General features: G+C 57.2%; 21 protein-coding genes. 5 read left to right on the top strand and 16 right to left on the bottom strand.

The annotated features are described in order from the left end of the window. Window positions 1-297: 297 nt before the first annotated feature. Window positions 298-1,659: an MFS transporter gene (locus ACTJJ1_RS06650; protein WP_375232561.1), complete on the bottom strand. Its 1,362-nt coding sequence runs from the start codon at window positions 1,657-1,659 to the stop codon at window positions 298-300. Window positions 1,660-2,185: 526 nt separating this feature from the next. On the opposite strand from ACTJJ1_RS06650, the gene ACTJJ1_RS06655 reads away from it, so the two are divergent. Beyond that, window positions 2,186-3,049: a shikimate dehydrogenase gene (locus tag ACTJJ1_RS06655; RefSeq protein WP_166729098.1), complete on the top strand. Its 864-nt coding sequence runs from the start codon at window positions 2,186-2,188 to the stop codon at window positions 3,047-3,049. A 38-nt stretch (window positions 3,050-3,087) separates the two neighbouring features. Here ACTJJ1_RS06655 and ACTJJ1_RS06660 read toward each other — a convergent pair whose 3' ends face one another. From ACTJJ1_RS06660 to ACTJJ1_RS06670, 3 genes are all read right to left on the bottom strand, one after another. Further along, window positions 3,088-4,962 (bottom strand): bifunctional sugar phosphate isomerase/epimerase/4-hydroxyphenylpyruvate dioxygenase family protein, encoded by a 1,875-nt coding sequence (locus tag ACTJJ1_RS06660; protein WP_440832879.1) that lies wholly within the window; start codon window positions 4,960-4,962, stop codon window positions 3,088-3,090. Between the two features lie 183 nt (window positions 4,963-5,145). Beyond that, the gene (locus ACTJJ1_RS06665; protein WP_421417010.1) at window positions 5,146-6,024 is read right to left on the bottom strand and encodes an ATP-grasp fold amidoligase family protein; all 879 of its coding nucleotides are present in this window, start codon (window positions 6,022-6,024) and stop codon (window positions 5,146-5,148) included. A 29-nt stretch (window positions 6,025-6,053) separates the two neighbouring features. After that, on the bottom strand, window positions 6,054-7,379 hold the full coding sequence (locus tag ACTJJ1_RS06670; protein WP_440832881.1) for a lysine N(6)-hydroxylase/L-ornithine N(5)-oxygenase family protein: 1,326 nt from the start codon (window positions 7,377-7,379) through the stop codon (window positions 6,054-6,056). 1,144 nt (window positions 7,380-8,523) lie between these two features. Here ACTJJ1_RS06670 and ACTJJ1_RS06675 point away from each other — a divergent pair. Continuing rightward, entirely contained in the window at window positions 8,524-9,171 is a 648-nt protein-coding gene (locus ACTJJ1_RS06675) for a TetR family transcriptional regulator (protein ID WP_004944767.1), read from the top strand. A gap of 21 nt (window positions 9,172-9,192) precedes the next feature. Continuing rightward, entirely contained in the window at window positions 9,193-10,026 is an 834-nt protein-coding gene (locus tag ACTJJ1_RS06680) for an IclR family transcriptional regulator domain-containing protein (RefSeq protein ID WP_020439094.1), read from the top strand. On the opposite strand, the gene ACTJJ1_RS06685 is transcribed toward ACTJJ1_RS06680, so the two are convergent. The 8 genes from ACTJJ1_RS06685 to ACTJJ1_RS06720 form a co-directional block, all read right to left on the bottom strand. Continuing rightward, on the bottom strand, window positions 10,023-11,360 hold the full coding sequence (locus ACTJJ1_RS06685) for a D-serine ammonia-lyase (RefSeq protein WP_440832883.1): 1,338 nt from the start codon (window positions 11,358-11,360) through the stop codon (window positions 10,023-10,025). The genes ACTJJ1_RS06680 and ACTJJ1_RS06685 overlap by 4 nt on opposite strands. Window positions 11,361-11,495: 135 nt before the next feature. After that, window positions 11,496-12,185, bottom strand: a complete 690-nt coding sequence (locus ACTJJ1_RS06690; RefSeq protein WP_440832885.1) for a VIT1/CCC1 transporter family protein — start codon at window positions 12,183-12,185, stop codon at window positions 11,496-11,498. Between the two features lie 28 nt (window positions 12,186-12,213). Then, a complete protein-coding gene (locus ACTJJ1_RS06695) occupies window positions 12,214-12,684 on the bottom strand; it encodes a VOC family protein (RefSeq protein ID WP_004944778.1) in 471 nt (156 codons plus the stop codon). Between the two features lie 13 nt (window positions 12,685-12,697). Beyond that, window positions 12,698-13,051 carry a DUF1428 domain-containing protein gene (locus tag ACTJJ1_RS06700; RefSeq protein WP_006325515.1) on the bottom strand — a complete coding sequence of 118 codons (354 nt, stop codon included), beginning with the start codon at window positions 13,049-13,051 and terminating at the stop codon, window positions 12,698-12,700. 116 nt (window positions 13,052-13,167) lie between these two features. Beyond that, a complete protein-coding gene (locus tag ACTJJ1_RS06705; RefSeq protein WP_440832887.1) occupies window positions 13,168-14,598 on the bottom strand; it encodes a diguanylate cyclase in 1,431 nt (476 codons plus the stop codon). A gap of 387 nt (window positions 14,599-14,985) precedes the next feature. Then, the gene (locus tag ACTJJ1_RS06710) at window positions 14,986-15,657 is read right to left on the bottom strand and encodes a methionine ABC transporter permease (protein ID WP_004944784.1); all 672 of its coding nucleotides are present in this window, start codon (window positions 15,655-15,657) and stop codon (window positions 14,986-14,988) included. Then, entirely contained in the window at window positions 15,654-16,634 is a 981-nt protein-coding gene (locus ACTJJ1_RS06715; RefSeq protein WP_440832890.1) for a methionine ABC transporter ATP-binding protein, read from the bottom strand. Before ACTJJ1_RS06715 ends, ACTJJ1_RS06710 begins: the two co-directional genes overlap by 4 nt. Then, window positions 16,634-17,446: a MetQ/NlpA family ABC transporter substrate-binding protein gene (locus tag ACTJJ1_RS06720; RefSeq protein ID WP_004944787.1), complete on the bottom strand. Its 813-nt coding sequence runs from the start codon at window positions 17,444-17,446 to the stop codon at window positions 16,634-16,636. The genes ACTJJ1_RS06715 and ACTJJ1_RS06720 overlap by 1 nt, the downstream gene beginning before the upstream one ends. 246 nt (window positions 17,447-17,692) lie before the next feature. Here ACTJJ1_RS06720 and ACTJJ1_RS06725 point away from each other — a divergent pair, with 246 nt between their 5' ends. Together ACTJJ1_RS06725 and ACTJJ1_RS06730 are read left to right on the top strand one after the other, a co-directional pair. Continuing rightward, a complete protein-coding gene (locus ACTJJ1_RS06725; protein ID WP_440832892.1) occupies window positions 17,693-19,204 on the top strand; it encodes an FGGY-family carbohydrate kinase in 1,512 nt (503 codons plus the stop codon). Then, window positions 19,201-20,229 carry a 2-hydroxyacid dehydrogenase gene (locus ACTJJ1_RS06730; RefSeq protein WP_004944791.1) on the top strand — a complete coding sequence of 343 codons (1,029 nt, stop codon included), beginning with the start codon at window positions 19,201-19,203 and terminating at the stop codon, window positions 20,227-20,229. The genes ACTJJ1_RS06725 and ACTJJ1_RS06730 overlap by 4 nt, the downstream gene beginning before the upstream one ends. Here the strand turns inward: ACTJJ1_RS06730 and ACTJJ1_RS06735 are convergent. Genes ACTJJ1_RS06735 through ACTJJ1_RS06750 form a run of 4 tightly spaced genes read right to left on the bottom strand, consistent with a single transcriptional unit; the run spans window position 20,226 to window position 24,715 of the window. Then, window positions 20,226-21,170 carry a carbohydrate kinase family protein gene (locus ACTJJ1_RS06735; RefSeq protein ID WP_440832894.1) on the bottom strand — a complete coding sequence of 315 codons (945 nt, stop codon included), beginning with the start codon at window positions 21,168-21,170 and terminating at the stop codon, window positions 20,226-20,228. The genes ACTJJ1_RS06730 and ACTJJ1_RS06735 overlap by 4 nt on opposite strands. Beyond that, window positions 21,157-22,140: an ABC transporter permease gene (locus tag ACTJJ1_RS06740; RefSeq protein ID WP_122289135.1), complete on the bottom strand. Its 984-nt coding sequence runs from the start codon at window positions 22,138-22,140 to the stop codon at window positions 21,157-21,159. Before ACTJJ1_RS06740 ends, ACTJJ1_RS06735 begins: the two co-directional genes overlap by 14 nt. Continuing rightward, window positions 22,137-23,153 carry an ABC transporter permease gene (locus ACTJJ1_RS06745; RefSeq protein WP_122289136.1) on the bottom strand — a complete coding sequence of 339 codons (1,017 nt, stop codon included), beginning with the start codon at window positions 23,151-23,153 and terminating at the stop codon, window positions 22,137-22,139. Before ACTJJ1_RS06745 ends, ACTJJ1_RS06740 begins: the two co-directional genes overlap by 4 nt. Next, window positions 23,150-24,715, bottom strand: a complete 1,566-nt coding sequence (locus ACTJJ1_RS06750; RefSeq protein ID WP_440832897.1) for a sugar ABC transporter ATP-binding protein — start codon at window positions 24,713-24,715, stop codon at window positions 23,150-23,152. The genes ACTJJ1_RS06745 and ACTJJ1_RS06750 overlap by 4 nt, the downstream gene beginning before the upstream one ends.

The raw sequence follows: 24,715 nt of genomic DNA on the forward strand, positions 1-24,715 counted from the left end.
GGAACGGCCAGACGCGACGCTGGCATAATCGCTTTTTGTGCGATTATCGAAACTTAGTTCGTTAATCGACGTTTAAATCAAAACACCGCCAACAATAAGTTTCAATATTGTTAAATTAATTAGCGTGCGATTACCGAACGAGAAAACGCCAGTATTTCTATAAAGATTTTATTTTCAAATGGATAAGTGGGTTTTTCGCAAAAAGGAATGAATGGTTTTCTGTGAACTGATTAACATTGATGAAACATAATTTTCAGCCGCGCACCGGCCTGATTAACCGGCGCGCTGCCTCAAGGATCAAATGCTCTTGGCGATTTCGCCTGTAGGTAACTGGGCCTGGCGATTATAACCCCGGATGCCCTTAAGGAAGATGGCGCACGCGGTGATCACCGCAGGAATGGCGATAATGGCGAAGATGCGCTCGAACCCCCACCCCAACGCCAGCATCTCTGCGCCGGCAAAGGCGCTGAGAATAGCGCCAATGCGCCCGACGCCATGCATCCAACTGGACCCGGTCGCCCGCGCCTCGGTCGGGTAATAGTGCGCTGACAGCGCATTCATGCCGGTGTTGGCGCCGTTCAGGCAAAAACCGCAGGCCAACGCCAGCGCGCCGAGCATCACGCTGCTGTGAGAAGCCAACCCTATCATCACCGTGAAACAGGCGCCCAGCAGGTAGATCACACCCAGCGCCCGATGGGGATTAACCCGATCCATCAGCCAGCCGGCAAACAGCGAGCCTGCGGTGCCGCCGGCCTGATACAACGCCGTAATCACCGCCGCTTGCGCCACGCTCATCCCAATGCCTTTTACCAGCGTCGGCAGCCAACTGCCCAGCAGATAGACCAGGAACAGTGCCATAAAATACCCCAGCCATAGCATGATGCTGCCAAAACGGTACTGAGGCGATACCACAATCTGCATCGAGCCTTTACCGGGGGCAACCAGCGGCGGCAAAGTGTAACGCGTGTTGGCGTCGGTACTCCCCGGCGCCAGTTTTTCCACAATTTTGCCAATGCGTTCAGGGCTGGCGCGCTTGGTCACCAGGAATCGCACCGATTCCGGCAGCCTGGCGAGCAACAGCGGCACGCTAAGCAACGGCAGTATGCCCCCCAGCAGCAACAGCGCATGCCAGCCCATCTGCGGAATAATCCATGAGGCGGCAAATCCCCCCAGCGCAGCGCCGAAGGTAAATCCACAGAACACGACGGTGATAATGAACGATCGTTTCTTTTCCGGCGCATATTCGGATATCAGGGTGCCGACGTTCGGCATCGCCGCCCCCAGCCCCAGCCCGGTCATGAAGCGGAAGAAAATCATTTGCTCGATATTCTGCGAAAATGCGGTGATCAGCGTCCACAAACCAAAAAAGAACACGCTGTTGATGATAATCACCCTGCGGCCCATCCAATCAGCCAGCGGTCCGGACAGCAGCGCGCCTATCGTCAGGCCGATCAACGCCGCACTGATCACCATGCCAAGCTGATGATTGCCAACGCCCCACTCGCTTTTCAGCTCCGGCGCGATAAAGCCCATCAGGGTAATGTCGAAACCGTCCAGTGCAATAACGATAAATCCAAGCAAAACGATCAATTTTTGATACCCGGATAACGGGCGATCGTTAATCAGTGTGCGAACATCAATTTCGTTTGAAGCCACAATGTTTTCCTCCGTACAGTCGGCTCAGGCCGCAAATGTCGTTATAAGCGTCGGGACTGTCTCCGCGTCGCTGTGTTATTCGCTTTACGGCCACCAGGGCTACAGGCGCAGATGAATGCAGATGTTCGATAATCGCACCAACATTCAAATATCGCACTTCCAATGTAAGAACTCTCAAGCGAGTCGGCAACGGAGGGTATCGATAATCTGGGCGGTTATCGAACCCATTGGTACGTTTGTCGCCAAGTTAAAACACCGCTCTACCGAGAGCCGATACTACAAAACGCTGAAAACTAATGTAATTAATAACCTTATTGCTGGGTGAAACACCAGCGCAGCGGCGAAAAATAATGTTGTTGAAGTGTGAGGAAGATCATTATGGCGATGCCAATACCCGCGAATTGCTTAACATTCAGGCAACATGATGTCGATCACAAATCAAAAATAGCCGGTTTACATAAAGTACCAAATGGTTCATTTTTCCTTCATGCCGTCATCCACGGCGACCCAGCCCAGACACGGAGAAACCATGAAGAATGATCCACAACGCCGCCCGCTCTATTTGCTCGCCCTGCTGGGCAAGGGCATTCAGGGTTCGCTGTCACCGCAACTGTACGAGCAGGAGGCCCGTCGTCAGGGGCTTCGTTGCGCCTATCAACTGCTGGATTTCACCCAGCGCGGCTGGGCCGACGACCGCCTGCCGGAGGTGCTCGACAGCCTGGCGCTGTTGGGTTTCACCGGCTGCAATGTCACGCATCCGTTCAAGCAACAGGTCATTCCCTGGCTGGATGAGCTGTCGCCGCAGGCCAGCGCCATCGGCGCAGTCAATACCGTGCTGTTCCAGCATGGCAAACGCATTGGCCACAACACCGATTGCGACGGGTTTATCACCCACTTCAGCCAAGGATTGGCTGGCGAAAATATCCATCGCGTAGTTCAGGTGGGTGCGGGCGGCGCGGGCTATGCGGTAGCTTATGGCCTGCTGGCGCACGGCGTCGACCATTTGATGCTGCACGACCGTGATCCGGCGCGCAGCCACAGCCTGCAACAGCAGTTGGCGCGGCATTTTGGCGAGCAGCGGATTAGCGTGACGGAAAACGTAGCCGGGGCACTGGCCGACAGCGACGGCCTGGTGCAGGCTACGCCGATCGGCATGACAGGCCACCCCGGCATGCCGGTGGATATCGACTGGCTGCAACCGCGCCACTGGCTGGCGGACGTGATTTACGTTCCCCGGGAAACCGAACTGGTGAAAAAGGCCCGCGCCAAAGGCTGCCGGGCTATCGTGGGCGACGGCATGGTGGTGCACCAGGCCGCGCTGGCGTTTCAGCTGTATACCGGGCACGCGCCGGATACCGCAAGCATGAGCCAGGTATTCCAGCAGGTCGGTTAACCAGAACGGGCGCGGTCAATGTGAACCGCGCCCTGCTATCACCGCAATTGCCTCATCGCCGCCAAACGCGCCGCACCATTCACCGCACCATACTGGGCGTACCCGCCAAGCCTTTGCAGCAATTCAAAGAAGAAGCGCCCTTCGGCAAAAGGTTGGCTGTAAACGTGCAGCAGTTCACCGCCCTGCGCATCGCGATCGTAGAGGATATGGTGCTGCGCCAGCCGGGCGATAAAGGCGTCGTCGAGATCAAAGCGGGCAGCCAGATCTTCGTAGTAGTTATCGGCGATGGTCAACAGCCGCATCCCCTTGGCTTTGGCTTGTTCAACCGCCTGAAAAATATCCCCGGTCGAGAACGCAACGTGTTGTAACCCTGCGCCGTGGTAAGTTTCCACCGTTCTGGCGCTGAGCGTCGCGCTGCTCTGCGAAACGTTAAGCGGCAGCCGGATACCGTTACAGCGGCTGTGCATTACCCGGCTGTGCACCAGCCCGTAAGGATCCGGCAGCAGTTGTTCGCCGTCCGGTTCGAAACCCGGCACACAGCGCAAAAACATCACCCAGTTTTTTAAGGCGCTTTCAGGCATCGCCACCGCCAGATGATCGATACTCTCAAGTTCACAAACAGAGTGCGATGGCCGTTCGCATAGATGGAAGTCATCCTGATAAATCGCCGCCTCGCCGCCGTTTACCGGGGTCTCGACCAAATAAATCAGGCTGCCGTCGGGCGCGCACAGCGCCGGAATACGGTGTTCGTTAGGGCCAACCTGCCCCTGATAGACCGGATAACCGAAGTCATGCGCCCGCTGCAGCAAAGCGGACGGATCCGCCACCCGCCAGGCCACTGCGCACAGCGAAGCGCCATGCCGTTCACGGTAGTCATCGGCGAAAGAGTCGTTTTGCTGGTTAAGGATGATGCGAACCGCGCCGTTCTGATACAGCGTCACCGCCTTGGAACGGTGTTCACCGCGCAGGCTGAACCCCATTTGCCGCAGCCAACCGGCCAGACTTTCCGCTTCCTGCCGGTTTACCGCAAACTCGATAAACTCGATCTGTTGGCTTTCGGGCAAAGGCGTGCTGCGGAACAGGTCCGGCGTGGGCGGCTGAGTGGCGGCCACCTGTTCTTCCAGATACAGCAGCGAGCGCAGGCCGTCCTGCGCCGTTGGCGCGCTCGGCGTTGCGCGAAAACCGTCGTTGAAAATCTCCAGCGACCAGGGGCCGGCGTAACCTTTTTCGACCAGGCGGCGGACGAACTCGACCAGCGGTAATTCCCCCTGGCCGGGGAAGCAGCGGAAATGCCGGCTCCATTCGATCACGTCCATGTTCATCAACGGCGCATCGGCCAATTGCAGGAAACTGATTTTCTCTGCCGGGATATCGTCCAGTTGGTCGAGGTTGTCGCCCAAGGCCAGAATATGAAAACTGTCCAGCACCAGCCCCAATGCCGGGCTGTCGACGGCGCGAACCCGTTCCCAGGCCTGGCGATAGCGATTCACATGCCGCCCCCAGGCGAGCGCCTCGTACCCCACCACGATGCCCTGTTGCTGCGCCAGGTTTGCCAGACGCCCAAGATCCTCAATCTGCAGATCAATATCGGCAGAGCAGTCAGGCGCCACATTGCTGCAAAGCAGCATGCGATCGCAGCCCAGCTCCTGCATCAGCGCAAACTTGCGCCGCACGCGCTCAAGGTTGGCCGCCAGGCGATCGCGCGGGCCGCCCTCAAAGTCGCGGAACGGCTGGAACAGCGTAATCGCCAGGCCAAGATCCTGCGCCAGCCGACGGATATCCGCCGGTTTGCCGGGATAATACAGCAGGTCGTTTTCAAAAATCTCCACGCCGTCAAAACCGGCGGCGGCAATCGCTTCCAGCTTTTCCGGCAGGGTTCCTGCAATGGATACGGTGGCTATAGAACGAAACATGACTTTTCCCCTTTGCGACAGTGGTTACAAATCGGCTCGCCGCCGTTAAAGGGGGAAACGGGCGGCGGCATATGCAACTATAAATGAACCATAAGGTTCATTGTGTCAATGTGCCGCCCGCGAACATTAACAACTCTTTAACCAGGATCACAAAAGCGCCGTCACTGCGCAGGAGATAAGATGTTATTTCAGCTTAAGCATCTTCCCGAGCAGGATATCCGTGGGTTCGAGTATGTCCGTATCAATCCCTGCCGAGGGTGTGAAGGTCAATTCACCAAAGATGACTTTGCCATTGGTGATATAGAAATCAACGCGGACAAATTCAAAGGGCGCAGACAGTTTCCTGGCGTACTCAAACAGCTCATCGTAGCCTTCGGGTTTCACAAAAGCGTCGATCTCTTCCTGGCTGAGCGCCAGGCAATCTTGGCTATAACAAAGAAACTTGAAGTCTTTATCGAAAAAATAATATTTAGGCATGCCGGTTTCTCTGCCGACACACAGTAACGTGCAGTAAGGAACACCATGGAAACAGTATATTTTGTAATCATCAGGGCCGGCGCCATTTGATGACTCTATGAATTTCTCACCTATTATTTTTTTATCGATGTTCTTATAATTTAACTCGGCATAGACCTTCCAATAGTCCTCGCGCATCCAGTTTTCGATGGTTTTCGATGTCTGCACCCGATCCAATGAACTTTTATCCTGACAAATCAGGTTGTAACCCGAACCGTGGTTACCCTTAATCACGAACTTGTCAGGTAAAGACTCCCACGGGATCTCCTGAACCGAATCGCAGGCGAAGTAAAGTTCATTGAGAATTTCTTCACATCCCTGCGCTTTCAAATACTCCCTAACGGCGTATTTATCCGCGCATTGCGTGACCAGTGCGTTGTTGCTGTAATTGTTAAGTTTAAGATAATTTATCTTCTCGTTCCATGTCGAAGGCGGCTTTAAATTTAACGCTTTCCCGAATGCCTTTTTATATATAAGTTTGGTCTTGAACGTCGGCGCGAAAGTAGCCAATTGATTCATGATGAATTTATTAATGTGTTTTCTCATACAACCTGTCTTATCATTTGATAACAATATTAAAGGGGTGACCAAGCGGCCATCAAGGGATTTAAAGCGACGGGTTGTTCTTGCTCACTGCGCCATTGAATCATCGCCGGAGTGGTGCTCAAATCAAATTGGTTGTGGCCTAAAGTTCGATTGAGAATGCGTGCCGATCGCCAGGCCACCAGGCTAAGCTGCGGATCGGCAATGCCGTGGTGATGCATGCTGGCGTTAACGGCAAACAAGCAATTCTCATGTTCCCCTTCCCGCTCAAGGGTAAAATCAGAAGCGATACGGTATTGCCCATCGGGGGTGGTCAACAAACGATCAGCCAGGGAGTCAAGAAATGCCGGGCGGACCTGTTCATAGCCGGTCGCAAAAATGACCACGTCTGCATCAAAGCTTTCTCGCCCTTGATCAAGGTGATGAAGCGTCTCTAACCGATAAGCATTATCTTTGGCATTAAGGGCCGTAACTGAACGGCTGGGCAGCAGGCTCACCCATCGTTTCTCGCGGAGTACGTCGAAGTGGTGATACATGGCGCGGTAAATTGCCAACAGAGACTCGCTGGTGATCCCATCGGAAGTCATCTTTTGTTCTTGCAGCATGTGTTCTTTGGCTGTGTGGCCGAGCGTGTAGAAGTTGTCGACATAATCCGGCGTAAAATACTCGTTGGCAAAGGCGGCTTCATCAAGTGCGTTGTAGTTGTTGCGTCGAGATATCCAGCCAAGGTGTTCTGGTCGGCCCCATTCCCCTTGGAAAATATTCAAGAACAGGTCGGCACCGCTTTGACCGCCGCCCACAATGACCACGCGTTTTCCGGCAAGGTTTGGCTGGCGCAACATCATTTCGCTGGCGTGAAAGCATTGATCGTTTTGTTCGGTCACGCAGTTCGGCAGTTTGATTTGCTTGCCTATGCCCACACACAGGTGTTTAGCGTAAAGCACGTCATTCTGGGTGGTGACGACAAACTGCCGCTGTTCGTCATCAAAGTCCACGCGGCGAACCTCTTGATTGAACATCAGCGAATCCAACCCCGTTGCCGCCCAGTTGAGATAATCGGCAAACTCTTCGCGCGACGCAGTACGCTGTTCAGTCGTCAGGAAGCGGTAGAACTTTTTACTCTTCACCAGATAGTTGAGAAAACTATAAGGGTTGGTTGGCGAAACGGCGGTGACCAGATCCTTCAAAAAATGGGTCTGCATATTGCTATCTGCCAGGATCATGCCGGGGTGCCAGGAAAAGTGCGGTTTGCGTTCGAGGAATTTGCAATTGAAACCTTCGATTTCGCTTCCAAGCGCAGCAAGACTGAGGTTGGACGGGCCGATACCAATGCCGATAAAGTCCAAACGCTGGTTCATTGTGTGTGCTCCTGTGTGAATATATCTATTTCCCAAAAATACATCATGTGGCTGGATAAAATAACGCAACGAGCATGTCCCAATGACATTGGGATCATTGACGCCATCAGAATCACGCCCTGCATTATTGTTGCCAAACCCGAACGCCTGCCATTGACGACTGCAAGATAAAAATAACGGATCCATTGCGTCGTTTTGTTTCAATTGAAATTATCACTCATCGTACTTTGACAAATGAATCTCAAATTAAATAAAAACAATTTGCAGCGCTATGAAAAGAGAATGCTTTAGGAGACACTGTCGAGTTGATGGAATTCGACGGATTGACCGAGGAATTCATAACATCTCCCTATGTTAATTTGCATATTCCGCATAGCATCATCCTTAATGAGACATTGCCGAATCAGAGTATCGCTAAAGCCGAAGTCTGGCATGTGAAAAAGCATAAAATTAAAGTCAACACACAGGTTATCAATGTGAAATTAAAAGTGAAATCGTCAATATTCATGAAATTTCACTTTGGTTTGGCCTGTTTCGCACCTAAAACCTGGGTTGTTACGCCGACAAGAAATCAATAAAACATAAAAATTCAATGCATTACAAACAACTGATTGTAAATTGGCCGTTGCGCCGGACCTTGCGCAACACCTGTGCAATTTCTATCCATTTACATCGTCGCTGACGACATTGTGAGCAATTTGAAATCCAAAATCGGATTCTTCATCCTGAATTCGTAATTTTTTACCCGAGAAAAGGCGTAATCAGAGTCGCTGAAAATTTGGAAAAAACACTTTTCCGTACGCAATGCCGTCAGTTTGTGTACAATACTTTTTAAATCCGGCTTAGGGTGCCATCTCAAATTCAACTTCTGTTCAGATTGATATATTCTAGGCACCGTGATTATAAGCAAGAAAGTCATCTCTTATTAATGTCATTCCCTTTTCGACTCAGGTTCTTTCTCTACACAGCCTATTCCCCCCTTGCATTAACGCCTATTCGGCGATCGTCGCTCAACATCCCGACACCCCGCCATGCCTCTTTGAGCAACATGATGGTGCTCACAAAAGCGCTGACGTGGCAGATTGTATTACCGGGTTACCCCGGTTACTCTTAACCGGTGTCCCCAAAACGATAAGTGACTGATGTGTTGAATAATGATGAGATCCCCGCGACCAAACGCAAAAATGACCCCGTTGGTCTGAAGCAGCGAATTTTCGCCGGGGCGCTGTGTGAGTTTGCCGAGGCGGGCCTGAAAGGGGCTCGCATGGAGAATATTGCCGAGCACGCGTCCACCACCAAACGCATGGTGGTTTATCATTTCAAGAACAAGGAGTCGCTCTATCTGGAGGTGCTCGAGCACGTATATCAGCATATCCGCGCGCACGAATCTGCGTTGGATCTGCAAGCGTTGCCGCCGGTAGAAGCGATGACCCGGCTGGTTGAAGAAAGCTTCAATTACCATGCGGAGCACCCTGACTTTATCCGTGTGATTTGCATGGAAAACATGCTGCGTGGCCAGTACATCCGCCAGTCACCGCGCATCAAGGCACTGAATCAGAGCGCCTTGACCTTGCTGGAAGATATTTTGCAACGCGGCAAGCAAAGCCGGGAGTTTACTGCAGATGCCAGCGCCGCCGACGTGCACCGCTTGATCAGCAGCCTGTGTTTCCACTATGTTGCCAACCAGTACACCTTTAATACGCTATTCGAAAGTCATGAACCGCCGGAGGATCAGGTTATCCATAACCGGCGGCTGGCCGTCGTGGCGACCCTGCGCTATCTGGCGCTGTAGTCTTTGAAACCGGGAGCCTGAATGGCCAAGACCTCTGCCGGCGACAACATCGCCACCCATGACATTTCGCTGTCCGCCGCCAGCGGCGACCCTTTCAAGGGCGATCCCAACTTTATGGCCTCGTTGGCGCGGGGGTTGGAGGTGATCCAGGCCTTTACCCCGCAACGCCGCCTGATGTCGATTTCGCAAATCAGCCAGAAAACCGGCATTCCACGCGCGGCGGTGCGCCGTTGCCTGTACACCCTGAACAAGCTGGGGTTTGTCTACGCGCAGGACGGCAAAAACTTCGAGCTGCGTCCGCGTATTCTGACGCTGGCTCACGCCTATCTCGGCTCGACGCCGTTAGCCAAGGCTACCCAGCCGGTGCTGAAACACATCAGCCAGTTGCTGAATGAATCCTGTTCCATCGCCACGTTGGACGGCGACAACATTTTGTATATCGCCCGCGCCTCCGCCGAGCGCATCATGACTATCGATCTGAACATAGGCAGCCGGTTGCCCGCGTTCGCCACCTCGATGGGGCGCGTGCTGCTGAGCCATCTGCCGGCGGATAAACGGGATGATTACCTGCAACGCATCACCCTGATGCGCTATACGCAATACACCATCGGCTCCATCGACAAACTGCGCGAGGAGCTGGATAAAGTCCGCGCGCAGGGGTATGCGATTAACGATCAGGAACTGGAGATCGGGCTGCGTTCCATTGCCGTGCCGATCATGTCGGCCAACGGCAGCGTCACCGCCGCGTTAAACGTCGGCGTACAGGCCGGCCACGTTCCGGTAAGCGAATTGACCGAACGCATCCTGCCCATCCTGCTGGAAGGCGCGCAAGAGCTTTCGCTGCTGACGCACTAACCGGCCTCGCGTGCGTTGGCCAGGTATTTCGCCATCTCCGCCTCCGGCACCATGCCGCCGCCGGTCGCCCACACCAGGTGAGTGGCCTGGTTCATCTGCCGTTCATCCAGCCCGCGTTCGGCCAGCCATTCGGGGCTAGCCGCCACCCGCCACGGCCCCGCCATGCCCGCCAGCGCCGAAGGCTCCAACTGAATGTGCTCCTGACGATCCAACAACCCCAGCAACGCGAACATCTCGCTATCGCTTAAGGTGTAAAAACCGCTGAGCAGGCGCTCCATGGCGCGGCCGACAAAACCGGAGGCACGCCCAACCGCCAGCCCGTCCGCAGCGGTTTGATTATCTATGCCCAGATCCTGCACGGCGATCCGGTCATGCAGCCCGGTATAAACCCCAAGCAGCATGCACGGCGAGTGCGTCGGCTCGGCAAAGATGCAATGAACGTGATCGCCAAAGGCCAGTTTCAGCCCAAAGGCCACACCGCCTGGCCCGCCGCCGACACCACATGGCAAATAGACAAACAGCGGATGCTGCGCGTCAACCTCAATCCCATGCTCGGCGAACTGCCGCTTCAGGCGACCGCCGGCCACCGCATAGCCCAGAAACAGCGTTTGCGAGTTTTCGTCATCGATAAAAAAACAGCTCGGATCGTTCGCCGCTTGCAGCCGGCCCTGCTCAACGGCAACGCCATAATCTTGCTCGTACTCGACCACGTTGACGCCATTGTCACGCAGCTTTTGCTTTTTCCATTCGCGAGCGTCCGCCGACATGTGCACGCTAACGCTGAAACCCAATCTGGCGCTGATGATGCCGATCGACATCCCCAGATTGCCGGTTGAGCCTACGGCAATACGATAACGGCTGAAAAACTGGCGGAACTCTTCCGAAAACAGCTTGCTGTAGTCGTCCGTAAGCTGCAACAACCCTGCCGCCAGCGCCAACTTTTCCGCATGTGCCAGCACCTCATAGATGCCTCCGCGCGCCTTGATTGAACCGGAAATCGGCAGGTGGCTGTCTTTTTTCAACAGCAGATGGCCGCCGAGCGTCACACCATAGCGCTGGTCGAGCGCAGTTTGCATCGCCGGAATGCCAACAACCTCGGATTCGATCACGCCGTTGGCGGCCCGAGTTTCCGGAAAAGCGGCACTCAGATAGGGGGCGAAACGCGCCAGCCGCTGCTCCGCGTCGGCGACGTCGTCAGCGCCCAATCCTACGTACGGCAACCCCGCCTGCAAAGTCGTTGCACGCGGGTTGAACCAGGTTATCGGTTTGAGGTCGATCAGGTCCTGCACCAAAGGGAATTGCGTAACCCACTGCTGAATCTGTGATTTATCCATTATTATTCTCTACGCTACGTAACGATTTCCCCTAGGGTGCAGCGATTCGCCGGCGCTGACAAATGATAAAAACTCAGCCTTGCGTGAGCGGCATTAATGCAAAAGCTGATTTTTGTTGTGGGGCGAGCCTGACGATTACCCCAGCGCAGATCCAAACAACAGGCCGACGCCAGAAGAGACCGCCATCGCCAGAGCGCTCCAGAACAGGATACGCACTACGCCCGGGCGGATCGGTGCGCCGCCTGCCCTGGCGGCAATACCCCCGAGAATGCCCAAAGACACCAGTGCGGAAACCACGATGGCCGCAATGGTCCATGCGACCGGGGCCAGCACCGCGACCAGTAACGGCAGCAGCGCCCCGACGGAAAAACTCAGCGCCGAGGCCAGCGCCGCCTGCAATGGCCGCGACGTGGTAATGGACGAAATCCCCAATTCATCGCGGGCATGCGCGCCCAGTGCATCATGAGCCATCAGTTTTTCCGCCACCTGTTTGGCCAGCGCCAAATCCAACCCGCGATGCACATAGATAGAGGTCAGTTCACGGTATTCGCCCGGATAATCGCTGAGCAATTCCGACTGCTCTTCCGCCAACGCGGCCTTTTCCGTATCCGCTTGCGATGACACCGAAACATATTCGCCGGTCGCCATCGACATCGCTCCGGCAACCAGCCCGGCAATGCCGGCGAGCAAGATGCCGCCGTGCGCCGCATTGGCCGCCGCCACGCCAAGCAACAGGCTGGCCGTGGAGACAATTCCGTCGTTTGCGCCCAGCACCGCCGCGCGGAGCCAACCTATATTCTCAATGCTGTGCCGTTCTTTGTGCATCGGGTGCGTCCTTGTTGTGGGGATAACGTTAGCCGCGAGCCGCCGCTTCCAGCCCGGCGATATCCAGTTTGACCATCTGCAGCATAGCTTCAGTCACCCGTTTCACCTTCGCGCTGTCGGGGTCGCTCATCAACTCCCCCAGCCGCCGGGGGACAATTTGCCAGCTCAGCCCCCAGCGATCGCGCAACCAGCCGCACTGCTCTACGACGCCGTCTTCGCTTAACGCCTCCCACAGCCGATCCACTTCCGCCTGATCCGCGCATTCGACCATAATCGAAAAGCTGTGATTGAAAGCATCGAGCGGGCCGGCTTCAATCGCCGCATAGCGCTGATCGCCGAGAGTAAACGTCGCCAATTTTACGCTGCCTGCGGGGCCGCTCGGGGTATCGGCGGGCAAGGTGGCGCTCCAGGTCAGGGAAGAGCCGGGGATCAGCGCTATGTAGCAGCGCAGCGCCGCGTCCATGTCTTTTTCAAACCACAGGTGTTGTGTGATCTTCATCGCCCCCTCCCCGCTACTCGTCAAGGATTGGTTCGAAACCGCCGAAAATCATGCGTTTGCCGTCAAACGGCATCTGCTCGCCCAGTGTCTTCATGCGCGGGTCATTCATCATTTTCTCGTTGGCGGCATCGCGCGCCGCTTTTGAGGGATATTCGATCCAGCTGAAAACCACCACTTCATCGGCTTCGGCCTTCACCGCACCGCGAAAATCGGTGAGTTTACCTTCGGGCACGTCGTTGCCCCAACATTCGACAATCCGCGTCGCGCCGAACTCTTTAAATAAGGGGGCGGCCGCGGCGGCCAGCTTAAGGTACGCCTCCTTATTGGCGGCAGGCACCGCCACAACAAAGCCATCAACATAGTTCATGAGATGATTCCTCTTGTCCATTCGGACATCAGGTAGGGCGCAAGCGACATTGCTTGCGCTCCCTTCCATTTTAGACCCCCTGACCGGGGTCAACCATGAACGACAAGCGGCAGATTTCAGCGGTCGCGGTAAATCAGTGGGGATATTTCTGGCGTGGCGACACGGTTGCGGCCGCTGTTTTTGGCTTTGTAGACTGCCATGTCGGCGATTTTCAACAGATTATCAAGATTTTGCTCTGTACCGCCGATGCAGGTAACCATCCCGATGCTGACGGTGATTTGCAGATGATTGCCGGCAGGCATGGCGATCGATTCGATTTCCACCCGCCGGCGCAGACGTTCGGCCAAATACACCGCATCTTCCTGACGTTCGATAAGCGCAACGATAGCGAACTCCTCCCCGCCCATGCGGCCAAACAGATCGGAATCGCGCAGGTCGCCGGCAATGGCGCGGGTAAAGGAAATCAGTGCGGCGTCACCGCCGGAGTGCCCAAAGCGATCGTTGATGGATTTGAAGTAGTCGATGTCCAGCATCATGATGCAGACCTGCTCGCCTTTTTGGGTGAGCAACCGCGAGCCGCGTTGCATAAAGGCATTACGCGTCAGCACGTGGGTCAGAGCGTCATGGTTCGCCACGTGCTCCAGTTGTCGCAGCAGCGCATTGCGTGCGAAATTCATGCTGGCGATCGCAATCGGCCCCAGTGCCAACAGCGCTACCCCGAGCCGCATCGACACGGTGTTCTGCAACGCCTTCATATCGACGTTAATGGCGATCAGACCCAAATCAATAGCCAGATGGCACCATAAAACGTAGATCAGCACCACCACCAGGGTGGTGAACAGTGAAAACGACATCGCCAGCCACAGCAGGATCGGCACGGGGAAAATCACGGCGCCAGGCCCGCCAATCAAGATACTGCCAATGCAGGCCAGCGCTAACAGCGCCAGAACCGCCAGTTTTCTGCCGCTGCCAGGCCGGATAATGCCGTGAACGACGCTGCGCAGGTAGCCCCGCCAATCCGCAGGCAAGGCCAGGATAAACGGCATCAGCGTAATGTAATTGGTAAACTCCGAAGACATCCACAGCGCCAGTGCGGGGAAATACTCGCGATCAAACAGCAGCACCGAGGCCCCGGCACCGATCACCCCGGTGGTGCCGGCGCTGGCCAGACAAATGGCAAACAGATAAACGCTGGCTGACGTGCGCTCCAGCGTTTTGACCTGCGGGGGCACAAGTTTAAACAACTGATACCCCACCACGACGCCGGCAATATTGGCGCCGTTCAGCAACAGGGCTTTGTCGAGTGGGCTACCGGTGATCAGATCTGCCGTCAAATACCCCAATATCGCCATCACCCAGCCTAAACGGCTGACAAGCTCCGGATAACGAACGAACACCGCCAGCAACACCGCATTGCTTGGCCAAAAGGCCGCCAGAAAGCCAATGGGCCGGCTCTCAATGCCGAAGATACAGGTGGTGAACACCAGCATAAAGACGGTGAGCGCAGGCTGTAATTTTGTGGTGTCAGGTGACTGGGTGGTGTGCATCTTGCTTCCAGAGCGTTCGAAGAATACGGATAAATCCTGCCAACATGATGAGGGGCGACAACCGATTCATCATACCTGACGATGCGCGTGAAAATTGGGCGACCAGAGTGGCATTATTGCTACTTTCACAGGTCCGATCACCTGTTAATTGAAGGCTTGGCAATATATTTATAAATTAACTGTAGCGCCAAAGGGTGCAATGCACCTGCCTTCCGGAATGCATGCCGCAAACCAGGATCAAGTCAGAAAGCGTTGACATGAATAACGCGCGGATTATTGAAGGGGGGCCACACAGCCTGAGCCTGTGGCCATGGTGATTATCAGCATGTAGCTTAGTCCGTACCGCAATATTGCGCCAAGCCGGCACGTACCCAATGACAAAGCCTCCTAACGCCGATGCGCCAGCGAGCGGACCAGGCGATCGCCCAGGGTTTGCACGCCCTGAACCAGGAGCACCAAAATAATCACCGTCGCGATCATCACCTGATTGTTGAAACGTTGATAACCGTAACGGATTGCCAGATCGCCTAATCCGCCTCCGCCGATCACGCCGGCCATGGAAGAAAAACCAATCAACATCACCACCGTCAGCGTCAGCCCGGCCAACAGCGTCGGCAAGGCCTCCGGCAGCAGCACTTTAAAAATGACGTGGCGCACATTGCCGCCCATCGACAAAATTGCCTCGATCCGCCCTTTTTCCACCTCATCCAAGGCAGATTCGACGATGCGAGCAAAGAACGGAAAAGCGCCGATGGTAATCGGCACTACCGCCGCGGAACTGCCTAACGTGGTGCCGATAATCAGCCGGGTTAACGGGATCAAGGCTATCAACAGCACCACAAACGGCAGCGAGCGCCCCAAATTGACGATGGCGCCCAGCGCCCCGTTGATGCGCGGTGCGGGCAAGATGCCCTGCTTGCGGGTAATAAACAGCACCACGCCAAGCGGTAAACCGATCAATAAGGTAAACAGCGATGCCAGCGCCACCATATACAAGGTTTCGCCGGTGGCGTTCAGCACCAGCGCCAGAAGATCTTCCCAGGACAATTGATTTCTCATAGCAGTTCGGCCCTCACGCCCCGTTGATTGAGGAACGCCACCACTTCCGCCAGCGGTAAGCCACCCTGCGGCGATCGCAAGCCCACCCGGAAACGGCCGACGCTCTGGCCGGCAATCAGTTCAACGCCCCCACCCAGCAGCGTAACGTCCACCGCATGGCGCTGCGCCAGTTCGCTGAGCACCGGCGAGGCGCGCACGCTGTCGAAAAATGTCAGTTCCGCCACCTGGGTCTCCGGCGCCGCCGGCGTCAGGCAGCCCGGCAACAACGCCTGCCCCAACGGCGATGTCGGGTTCGCCAGCAATTCGCCAATCGGCCCCCATTCAACCACACGCCCGGCGGCCAATAGCGCCGCATGGTCACAAATGGCCTTGACCACGTCCAGTTCGTGGGTGATCAACACAACGGTTAATCCCAACTGGCGGTTGATGTCTTTCAACAAGGCAAGAATAGAGGCGGTGGTTTCCGGATCCAGCGCGCTGGTCGCTTCATCGGAAAGCAAATAATCCGGCCGGGCCGCCAGCGCCCGGGCGATGCCGACGCGCTGTTTCTGCCCGCCTGAAAGCTGAGAAGGAAAGGCTCGCGCCTTGTCGTTCAGCCCGACCAGATCGAGCAGTTCACCGGCACGGCGAATACGTTCCGCACGAGGTACGCCGGCGATCTCCAGCGGCACCGTGATGTTATCTCGCACGTTGCGGGCATGCAGAAGATTGAACCCCTGAAATATCATGCCGATACGTTGGCGCTGGCGCCGCAGTTCCGCCTCGCTCAGTTGGGTCAGATCGCGGCCGTCCATCAAAATGCGGCCCTTGCTGGGCCGCTCCAGTAAATTAAGGCAGCGGATCAGAGTACTCTTGCCCGCACCGCTGCGGCCGATAATGCCGAACACCGAGCCGTCGTTAATGGTAAGCGACACCTGCTCCAGCGCCGGCGGTTCACCGGCGCCGTAGGTTTTACCCAGCCCTTCTACGACAATCATCAGCCGGCGTCCGCAGCTGTCACGGGGATCACCGAACCCTGATATTTTTGCTGAATGAATTTGGCCACCTCTGGCGACTGCAAATCTTTGGCCAGCTGTTTGATGCGCGGATCGTTCTCCAGTTGCGGCGTCGTGACCAGAATATTGGCATACGGGTTATTTTTCGGGCTTTCCAGCCCCAGCGCGTCCTTGGCTGGCGTAAGCCCGGCCTCCAGCGCATAGTTGCCGTTAATCACCGCCAAATCGACGTCATCCAAGGCACGCGGGATCTGCGGCGATTCAATCTCCAGTATCTTGAGATGTTTGGGGTTGTTGGCAATGTCTTTTGGCGTTGCCTGATCCTTGGCCGGATCGTTAAAGCCGGCTTTCAGGGTAATCAGCTCTTGCGCCTGCAGCAGGTACAGCGCCCGGCTGAGGTTAGTGACGTTATTGGGCACCGCCACCTTGGCGTTGTCCGGCACCTCGCTCAGCTTTTTATACTTGCTCGAATAGATGCCCAACGGCTCGATATGCACGCTGGCCGCCACGGCAAATTTTGTGCCCAGCGCCTGCTCTTGCGAATGCAGATAAGGCAGGTGCTGGAAGTAGTTGGCATCCACGTCGCCGTGCGCCAACAGCTCATTGGAATTCACGCCGTTACTGATCTCAATCACCTTCAGTTTCAGCTGCGGGTCAATTTTCTGCACGTAGGCCAGGATCTCCGCATGGGGCACCGGATCGGCCGCCACCCGCAGCGGTTCCGCCGCCAACAGAGAGGCCGGTAGCGCGAGCGCCGTCAGCAGAGCCAAACGGGAAATTGTCGTTTTAAACATGGTCACCCCCAATGAAAGATCAAAACTCTGCGCCGGTTAAGAACCGCACGTTCTTATTTATGGTTATTTGATGCCATAAAGTAATAAAAAACTAGCACCAAGCCTTCGCGCGCCACCAATATCATTCCGTTATAAGGTATTAATAATCATAATCTTATTAATGAATTAGCTTTCCCGGAAATGGCATATGGGATCCGTTCCTTCATTGCTACGCTGACAGCCCGTTCCCCGCAGGCTGGCGCTCTCATGGATTATTATCTCGGCATCGACATAGGCACTTCGAAGATCAAATCGGTTTTATTCGACGAGCAGTTTAATCAATGTCAGGTTGCCAGCGCCGACAACCTGACCGAAGTACCGTTCCCCGGCTATGCCGAGCAGGATATGGAACAGCTGTGGCGCAATGTGGTCGCGACATTGCGCGTGCTGGCCGACTCGCCGTTGTTGCAGCAAGGGCGCATCCGCGCCATTGGCCTCTCGGGCCAGGGCGAAGGTGCCTGGCTGGTCGATGCCGCAGGGCAAGCGGTTCGCAAGGCCATTTTATGGAGCGACACCCGCTGCGCGCCTTTAGTGGCGCTTCTCAAGCAACAGCCGGAACGGGAAGAAAGGCTGTTTCGGGCAACCGGTACCCGCCTGCTGCCGTGCAACAGTTCGCTGATCCTGACATGGTTGGCGGAAAATCAACCCGAAACGCTAAGTAATGCACGCTATTTCTTCTTCGCCAAAGACTGGATCCGTTATCGCCTGACCGGTGCGGCCAATCTTGAGCTGACGGATACCGGCACCTCACTGCTCGATCTTCACAGCGAAACGCTTTCCGATGAGGTCTTGACGGAGCTGGGTCTGCAGGCCCTTCGGCCGCTGTTCCCGCCGCTGTTGCGCCCCGGCCAACGCGCAGGAGAAATCACGGTGCAAGCGGCGGCTGTCACCGGGCTGGCGGCGGGCATTCCGGTGTGCGCCGGTGCGCTGGATGTGTCGGCGGCAGCGCTGGGCATTGGCGCCGTGCATCACGACGACGTTTACACTCTGTTGGGCACCACCTGCTGCACCGGCATTGTCTGCGACAGCCTGGCGCAGGTCAGCCCGAAGACGCGCTTTGTCGCCCATGCGCAGCAAGGGCGTTATATCAACCTGTTCGCCATGCAGGCGGGCACGCCGAACCTGGACTGGGCAGTACGTGAGCTGGGTGGCGATGGCGATCTCGAGCGTATTGGCGAGCAGATCGCCGCCATTCCCGCCGGCAGCGGCGGCGTGCTCTATCAGCCCTATTTGAACGGGGAACGCGCACCTTTCTACAGCCAGGCGGCCCGCGCAGGTTTTTTTGGCATCGGTCAGCATACCGGCAATCTGCACCTGCTGCGGGCGGTGTTTGAAGGGCTGGCGTTCGCCATTAAAGACTCGCTGCATGATTACCCGCCGCAGGGCGATCTTTACCTTGCCGGCGGCGGGGCCGCTTCGGCCGTCTGGTTGCAGATCATCGCCGACTGCACTGGCCGGCGGGTGATCACCAGCCGGGTGAAAGAGCTGAGCGCCCGAGGCGTGGCGATTTTGGCGGCGCAAAGCATTGGCGTGACGGTGTCACATGAAACGCTTGTTCAGGCCGAAAACCGCCGGCTATTTGTCCCCGACCCCGCCAACCAACGGATCTATCAGGCGCTCTATCCACTGTTCCGCCAGTTACGCCTTCAGCTTGAACCGCTGTGGCAAAACCGGGAGCAAATTCTCAATGCCCTTAACGCAGGAACCCCCGCACCATGAAAACCCTCTTTACCGCCGAATACGCCGGTTCGCTTGAAGATTTCCGCCAACTGGGCGAGCTGGTCATCCGCGGTTGGGCGGCCGGCGAAAGCAAGCTGACCGAAGACGCGCTGATTGATCTGGCCCATGACGCCAGCTTTATCATCACCAGCTACGACGATATTACCGCCCGGGTGATCGACGCTTGCCCGCAGTTGAAACTGATTGCCTGTACCCGTGCCAATCCGGTCAATATTGACCTGCAGGCTGCCGCACGGCGCAATATTCCGGTGATCTACACCCCAGGCCGCAATTCGGACGCCGCAGCGGAACTGACGCTGGCGTTGATGCTGAACCTGGCCCGCCATATTCCCCAGGCCCACGCAGCGCTCAAGCGCGGTGAGTTCACCCGCGAGCAACCGCAAGCGGCGGCGGCCAAAGAGGGTCTGCGCAGCGATGTGGTATGGGACGTGGATAAATCCAGCCCCTATGAAGTGTTTAAAGGCAGCGAACTGCGCAACAAAACGCTGGGCATCGTCGGTTACGGCAGCATTGGCCAACGCGTCGGCCGTATTGCCCGGGCTTTCGGCATGCGGCTGTTGGTGGCGGATCCTTACGTTTCCGGGGTAGAAATTAACGAGCCGGGTATTGAGAAAACCACGCTGGAACAGCTGTTCAGCGACGCCGATTTTATCAGCCTGCACCTGAAAGCGACGCCGCAAACTGATGGGCTGATTGGCCGTGAATTGTTTAACCGCATGAAACCCCACGCGCTGTTTATCAATACCTCGCGCGCGGCGGTGGTGATTGAAGAAGATCTGATTGCCGCCCTGCGGGAGAAACGCTTGGCCGGCGCGGCGCTGGACGTGTACGCCAGCGAACCTATTTACCGCCGGCATCCGTTTATCACCGAATTCGACAACGTGGTGATTACGCCGCACATCGCCGGTGCCACGCGGGAGACGCTGGTCAAACATACCGAAATGATCGCCCAGGACATCCAACGCTATCTCAAAGGCGAGCCGTTGCTGTACGCCTGGCGCTAAGCGCTGCGCGGCGTCTGCTGCATAAACCGCCGGGTGTGTTCCCAGTCGATCACCCCGGCGTCCGATCCCAACCCGCCTGCAACCAACCCCGCCACCGCCGTCGCCAGCAGGCAAGCTTCCGGCACCGCCAGCCCACGGCTTAGCCCGGCGATAAACCCACCGCAGTAGCTGTCGCCACAGCCGGTAGTGTCCACGACCTCAACCTGATAGGCCGGAATGCGCACGCAGGCATCGCGGGTGACGATAAAGGATCCCTGCTCACCGGCTTTGAAAATACAGCTCCCCACCCCATGGTCGAGGAAGAACGCGCCGATCTCCTGCGGCGTTTGCCGGCCGGACAGGTAAGCGGCCTCCTCCAGCGACGGCATAAAGTAATCGACGCTGGGCAACAGCGGCAGCAACAACGCCAGGGTATGCGGGCCTGGCGCAATCAGGTCGAAACTGGTGGTAACGCCGAGTCTTTTGGCATGGCGCAACAATTTGGCGCTTTGACCCTCGTCCATCGCCGCCAGCAGCCCGGTGCCGCCATGATGCAAGAAACGGGTATCGCACAGCGCGTCAAAGTCGGCATCGTCAACGAACAGAAAATCCGAGGCCCCACGATAATGCAGCGCCGGGCGCTCGCCGTTGGGCCTGATCGGCAAAATGGTGGCGGACGTTTCCGCCCGCGCCGTGCGCTGGATCAGCGAGCAATCGATGCCCAGCCGACGGTAGGTATTGAGGATAAACTCCGCCTTTTCATCCTCGCCGAGACAGGCCGAGGTGGCGGTGCGTATCCCCAGCTTGGCGGCATTCATCACCGCGCCGCTGGCGGTGCCCGCCGGGTTCAGCCGAATCTGCTCGATAAACTGCACGCCGCCGCCTGCCGGGATAGCGCTGACCGGCCGCCCCGCGATATCGAGCAAGGTTAAACCGACAAATACCGCATCATATTGACTCACTGCCGGCCTCCGCCTGTTGCGTTTGTTTTAACCGGCTCTGGATAAAGGACAGCGCCAGCGCCACCACCAGGATCACGCCGGTCAGCGCGTCTTTCACCATAAAATTCAGCCCCATCAGGTTCAGGCCGTTCGCCACCATGCCCAGGAACAGCACGCCAACCAGCGTGCCCAGCACGTTGGGTCGCCCCTGCGGATGAAACGCGGTGCCGATAAACACCGCCGCGATGGCGTCCAACAAATAGGCCTGCCCGGCCAGTGGGGTAAACTGGCGCAGGTTGGCCGAAAGGATCACGCCGCCCAGCGCGCAGGTCATGCCTGAGACGATCAACAGCCAGCACAGGTAACGACCATTGCGGATCCCCACCGCACGGGCCGCCTGCGGGTTCAGACCGATGGCATGAATCCGCTTGCCGAAGATGGTGCGCTCGAAAAACAGAAAATAGCCCAGCAGCAGTACGGCCGCGATAACTATCGGTAACGGCACGCCACCAAGGTTGCCTACTGCCAGATCGTGATACTGCTGCGCCATGCGGCGGTAGGCTATCGACCCCCCGCCATCGGTATAAATGCGTTCGATGCTGCTGCCGATGAAAAAGGTGCCCAGCGTCGCCAAAAAGGGCTTAACCTGAAAGTAAACGATCAGCAACGCATTGAGTGCACCGATCAGTGCGCCGCCCGCCAGCGCGGCGACTACCGCCATTTGCCAACTGAGCTGATATTGCTTCAGGGCGATCAGCGCAAAAGCCGCGCCAAAATCCAGCGCGACGCCCACCGACAGGTCAACGCCACCGGCGGTCACTACCAGCGTCATGGCCAGCGCGACAATCAGCAATATTGCGTTACCCTGTAACAGATTACTGAGGTTGTCCAGGCTGTAAAACACGCTATTGCCCCAGGAGAAGAACAGGAAAAAGGCGATAACAATCAGCATAAAGCCGTAGCGAATCAAAAGTTTGCTCAACGCCGTCATGGGTTTCCCCCCCGGTTTTGCCTGGCAGCGGCGGCCAATACCAGCAGGATCAGCCCGCCTTTGATCGCCCCGACCCAAAAGATGTCTACCCGCAACAGCGCCAGCCCGTTCGACAACGCATTGACCAGCAAGGCCCCCAGCAGCGCCCCCCAGACGGTCACGACTCGCCGGCGCGAGAAAGCCGCGCCGATAAAGGTCGCCAGTACCATTTCCAGCAGCAGCGGTTCTTCACTGCCGGGTGAGCTGCCTGAGCCGCGAGCCACCAGGGCAAAGGCCGCCAACCCGGCCGCGGCCGCCGCCAGCAGGTAAGAGCCAATCACCAGCGGTTTGACGCGCAAACCGGAGATCTCCGCCGCCTCGCGATTGCCGCCCGCCGCCTGCAACTGCATGCCCCAACGGGTGTGATGCAATGCCCAGCCAAACAACGCCAGCGCAGCGAGCATTAACCAAACCATCAGCGGCAACCCCAGCCAGGTGTCGTCACGCAGCGCGACAATGGCCGCGTCACTGACGCTGATGCGCCGCTGTTGGGTGATCAGGTTGGCGATACCCACCACCGCCACCGAACTGGCCAGCGTTGCCAGCAACGGCGGCAACCCGACGGCCACCACCAGCAAAGCGTTGACGCCCCCCGCCAGCAGCGCCGCGCCAAACGCCAGCGCCGCCAGCCACAGATAACCGTCACCGTCGTGAGTCAGGCCGTTACTGATGATGGCCGCCCCCAACACGGCGATCGCCGGCAGGGAAATATCGATGCCACCAGAAACCACGTCATCGCCGCCGCCGCTGATCACGCAGGTCAGGCCAAAACACAGTATCGCCAGCGGCACGCTTTGTTTGAGGATAGTGCTCAGATTCTGCCAACTGGTGAAGTACGGCGCCTGCAAACAGAAAAACAGCAACAGCGCGGCAAACAGCAACAGCGGAATTTTATTGGCGATCCGCTCTCCGGACGGCAAAAAACGACGCCAGGAGGAGCGTGCCGCCACATTGCCTTCGGTCAATAGGCTCATAGAACCGGCTCCTGTACTAAAGGGGACGCCGTTGAACCGCCGCTGGTCAACGCCAGCAGCGCGTCCTGCGTCAGCCCGGCGGTACGGACATTCGCGACAATCTCGCCGCGCAACATCACCAGAATGCGATCGCACAGCCCAATCAACTCGCTGCCGTCGCTGGACGACACCAGCACGCAGCGCCCTTCAGCCGCCTGGGCGGCAACCAGTTGGTAAATCTCGGCCTTGGCGCCGATGTCTACGCCCAGGGTAGGTTCGTCGAGGATCAAAAGTTGCGGGTTAGTCGCCAGCCAGCGCGCCAGAATCGCCTTTTGCTGATTGCCGCCGCTTAACAAACGCACCGGCAATTGCAGATTGCGCGGGCGGATATCCAACTGTTCCGCCAGCGCTTTGGCATGCAGCCGAGCCTTTTTGCGCAGTTCCCACCCCGCACGCGCCAATGTGCCAAGCGACGCCAGGTTGATGTTGTCCGCCACCGGCATGGGCAACACCAGACCGGTATGCCGCCGATCGCGAGGCACCAACGCCATCCCCGCGGCAGTGGCCTGCGCCGGGGAAGCGATGCGCACCGGCTTGCCGGCTATGCGCAGTTGTCCCTGCTGAAGCGGGCGTAATCCATACAGAGCGTCGATCAACGCTTCGCGGCCGGAACCCAACAGCCCGGCGATGCCGACGATCTCCCCCGGCGCCAGTTGCAAGCTGACATCGCGCAGCTGTGCACCGTCCGACAGACTTTCTGCGCTAAGCCAGGGCTCCGCCGCCGCCCGTCGTGCCGGGCGCGGGGCAAACAGGTGGGTGATTTCGCGGCCGACCATCATCGGGATCATGCGCGCGATATCCCCATCGCCCAGTTGTTGCAAGGTGCCAACGTCGCGGCCATTGCGAAACACCGTGACACGGTCACAAATCTGGGCGATTTCCGCGAGATAATGAGAGACGTAAATAATGGCGATGCCGCGCTGTTTCAGCCGGGCAATCGCGTTAAACAGCAATTGCGACTCTCTGGCTTCCAGCGGCGCAGTAGGCTCGTCAAACACCACCAGTTGCGCCTGCCCGTCGATTAACGCCCGGGCTATCTGCACCAGCTTGCTCTCGGCAATGCTGAGATCGCGGATCAGTCGGTTACCGTCCAGGTGGGTGTCCAGCACCTCTGACAAAAACCGTTCTGCGTCATGACGCATGCCGCGCTTGTCCAATCCCAGCCAACGGTTACGCCGCTCCTGGCCGACATACACGGACTCCGCCACGGTGAAGTGCGGGATCAAATGCAGTTCCTGATGGATAAATCGCACCCCGGCCGCCCGTATCGCCGCCGGGGTGACGGAAACCAGCCGCCGGCCACCGATGCTGATCTCCCCGCCGTCTTGCGCATAAACTCCGGCGAGGATCTTGATCAAAGTGGATTTGCCGGCGCCATTTTCGCCAATCAGGCCGTGGACTTCGCCCGGCAGCACCCGCAGTGAGGCACCGCTGAGCGCCCGAGTACCGGGAAAACGTTTCTCGATGCCAATCATTTCCAGGCCGCCCACGGCGGGAGCGGCCTGCGTTTCCTGCTGGCCCAT

Origin of the sequence: Serratia sp. 22264 (assembly GCF_052045345.1) — a bacterium.
Lineage (GTDB): Bacteria > Pseudomonadota > Gammaproteobacteria > Enterobacterales > Enterobacteriaceae > Serratia > Serratia plymuthica.

What these genes read in the sequence shown, in the direction of transcription:
- ACTJJ1_RS06705 (WP_440832887.1), bottom strand. Translation starts at nt 14,598, where the DNA reads ATGCACACCACCCAGTCACCTGACACCACAAAATTACAGCCTGCGCTC.
- ACTJJ1_RS06740 (WP_122289135.1), bottom strand. Translation starts at nt 22,140, where the DNA reads ATGACGGCGTTGAGCAAACTTTTGATTCGCTACGGCTTTATGCTGATT.
- ACTJJ1_RS06725 (WP_440832892.1), top strand. Translation starts at nt 17,693, where the DNA reads ATGGATTATTATCTCGGCATCGACATAGGCACTTCGAAGATCAAATCG.
- ACTJJ1_RS06690 (WP_440832885.1), bottom strand. Translation starts at nt 12,185, where the DNA reads ATGCACAAAGAACGGCACAGCATTGAGAATATAGGTTGGCTCCGCGCG.
- ACTJJ1_RS06665 (WP_421417010.1), bottom strand. Translation starts at nt 6,024, where the DNA reads ATGAGAAAACACATTAATAAATTCATCATGAATCAATTGGCTACTTTC.
- ACTJJ1_RS06715 (WP_440832890.1), bottom strand. Translation starts at nt 16,634, where the DNA reads ATGATTGTCGTAGAAGGGCTGGGTAAAACCTACGGCGCCGGTGAACCG.
- ACTJJ1_RS06680 (WP_020439094.1), top strand. Translation starts at nt 9,193, where the DNA reads ATGGCCAAGACCTCTGCCGGCGACAACATCGCCACCCATGACATTTCG.
- ACTJJ1_RS06700 (WP_006325515.1), bottom strand. Translation starts at nt 13,051, where the DNA reads ATGAACTATGTTGATGGCTTTGTTGTGGCGGTGCCTGCCGCCAATAAG.
- ACTJJ1_RS06695 (WP_004944778.1), bottom strand. Translation starts at nt 12,684, where the DNA reads ATGAAGATCACACAACACCTGTGGTTTGAAAAAGACATGGACGCGGCG.
- ACTJJ1_RS06720 (WP_004944787.1), bottom strand. Translation starts at nt 17,446, where the DNA reads ATGTTTAAAACGACAATTTCCCGTTTGGCTCTGCTGACGGCGCTCGCG.
- ACTJJ1_RS06730 (WP_004944791.1), top strand. Translation starts at nt 19,201, where the DNA reads ATGAAAACCCTCTTTACCGCCGAATACGCCGGTTCGCTTGAAGATTTC.
- ACTJJ1_RS06710 (WP_004944784.1), bottom strand. Translation starts at nt 15,657, where the DNA reads ATGAGAAATCAATTGTCCTGGGAAGATCTTCTGGCGCTGGTGCTGAAC.
- ACTJJ1_RS06750 (WP_440832897.1), bottom strand. Translation starts at nt 24,715, where the DNA reads ATGGGCCAGCAGGAAACGCAGGCCGCTCCCGCCGTGGGCGGCCTGGAA.
- ACTJJ1_RS06745 (WP_122289136.1), bottom strand. Translation starts at nt 23,153, where the DNA reads ATGAGCCTATTGACCGAAGGCAATGTGGCGGCACGCTCCTCCTGGCGT.
- ACTJJ1_RS06670 (WP_440832881.1), bottom strand. Translation starts at nt 7,379, where the DNA reads ATGAACCAGCGTTTGGACTTTATCGGCATTGGTATCGGCCCGTCCAAC.
- ACTJJ1_RS06685 (WP_440832883.1), bottom strand. Translation starts at nt 11,360, where the DNA reads ATGGATAAATCACAGATTCAGCAGTGGGTTACGCAATTCCCTTTGGTG.
- ACTJJ1_RS06660 (WP_440832879.1), bottom strand. Translation starts at nt 4,962, where the DNA reads ATGTTTCGTTCTATAGCCACCGTATCCATTGCAGGAACCCTGCCGGAA.
- ACTJJ1_RS06655 (WP_166729098.1), top strand. Translation starts at nt 2,186, where the DNA reads ATGAAGAATGATCCACAACGCCGCCCGCTCTATTTGCTCGCCCTGCTG.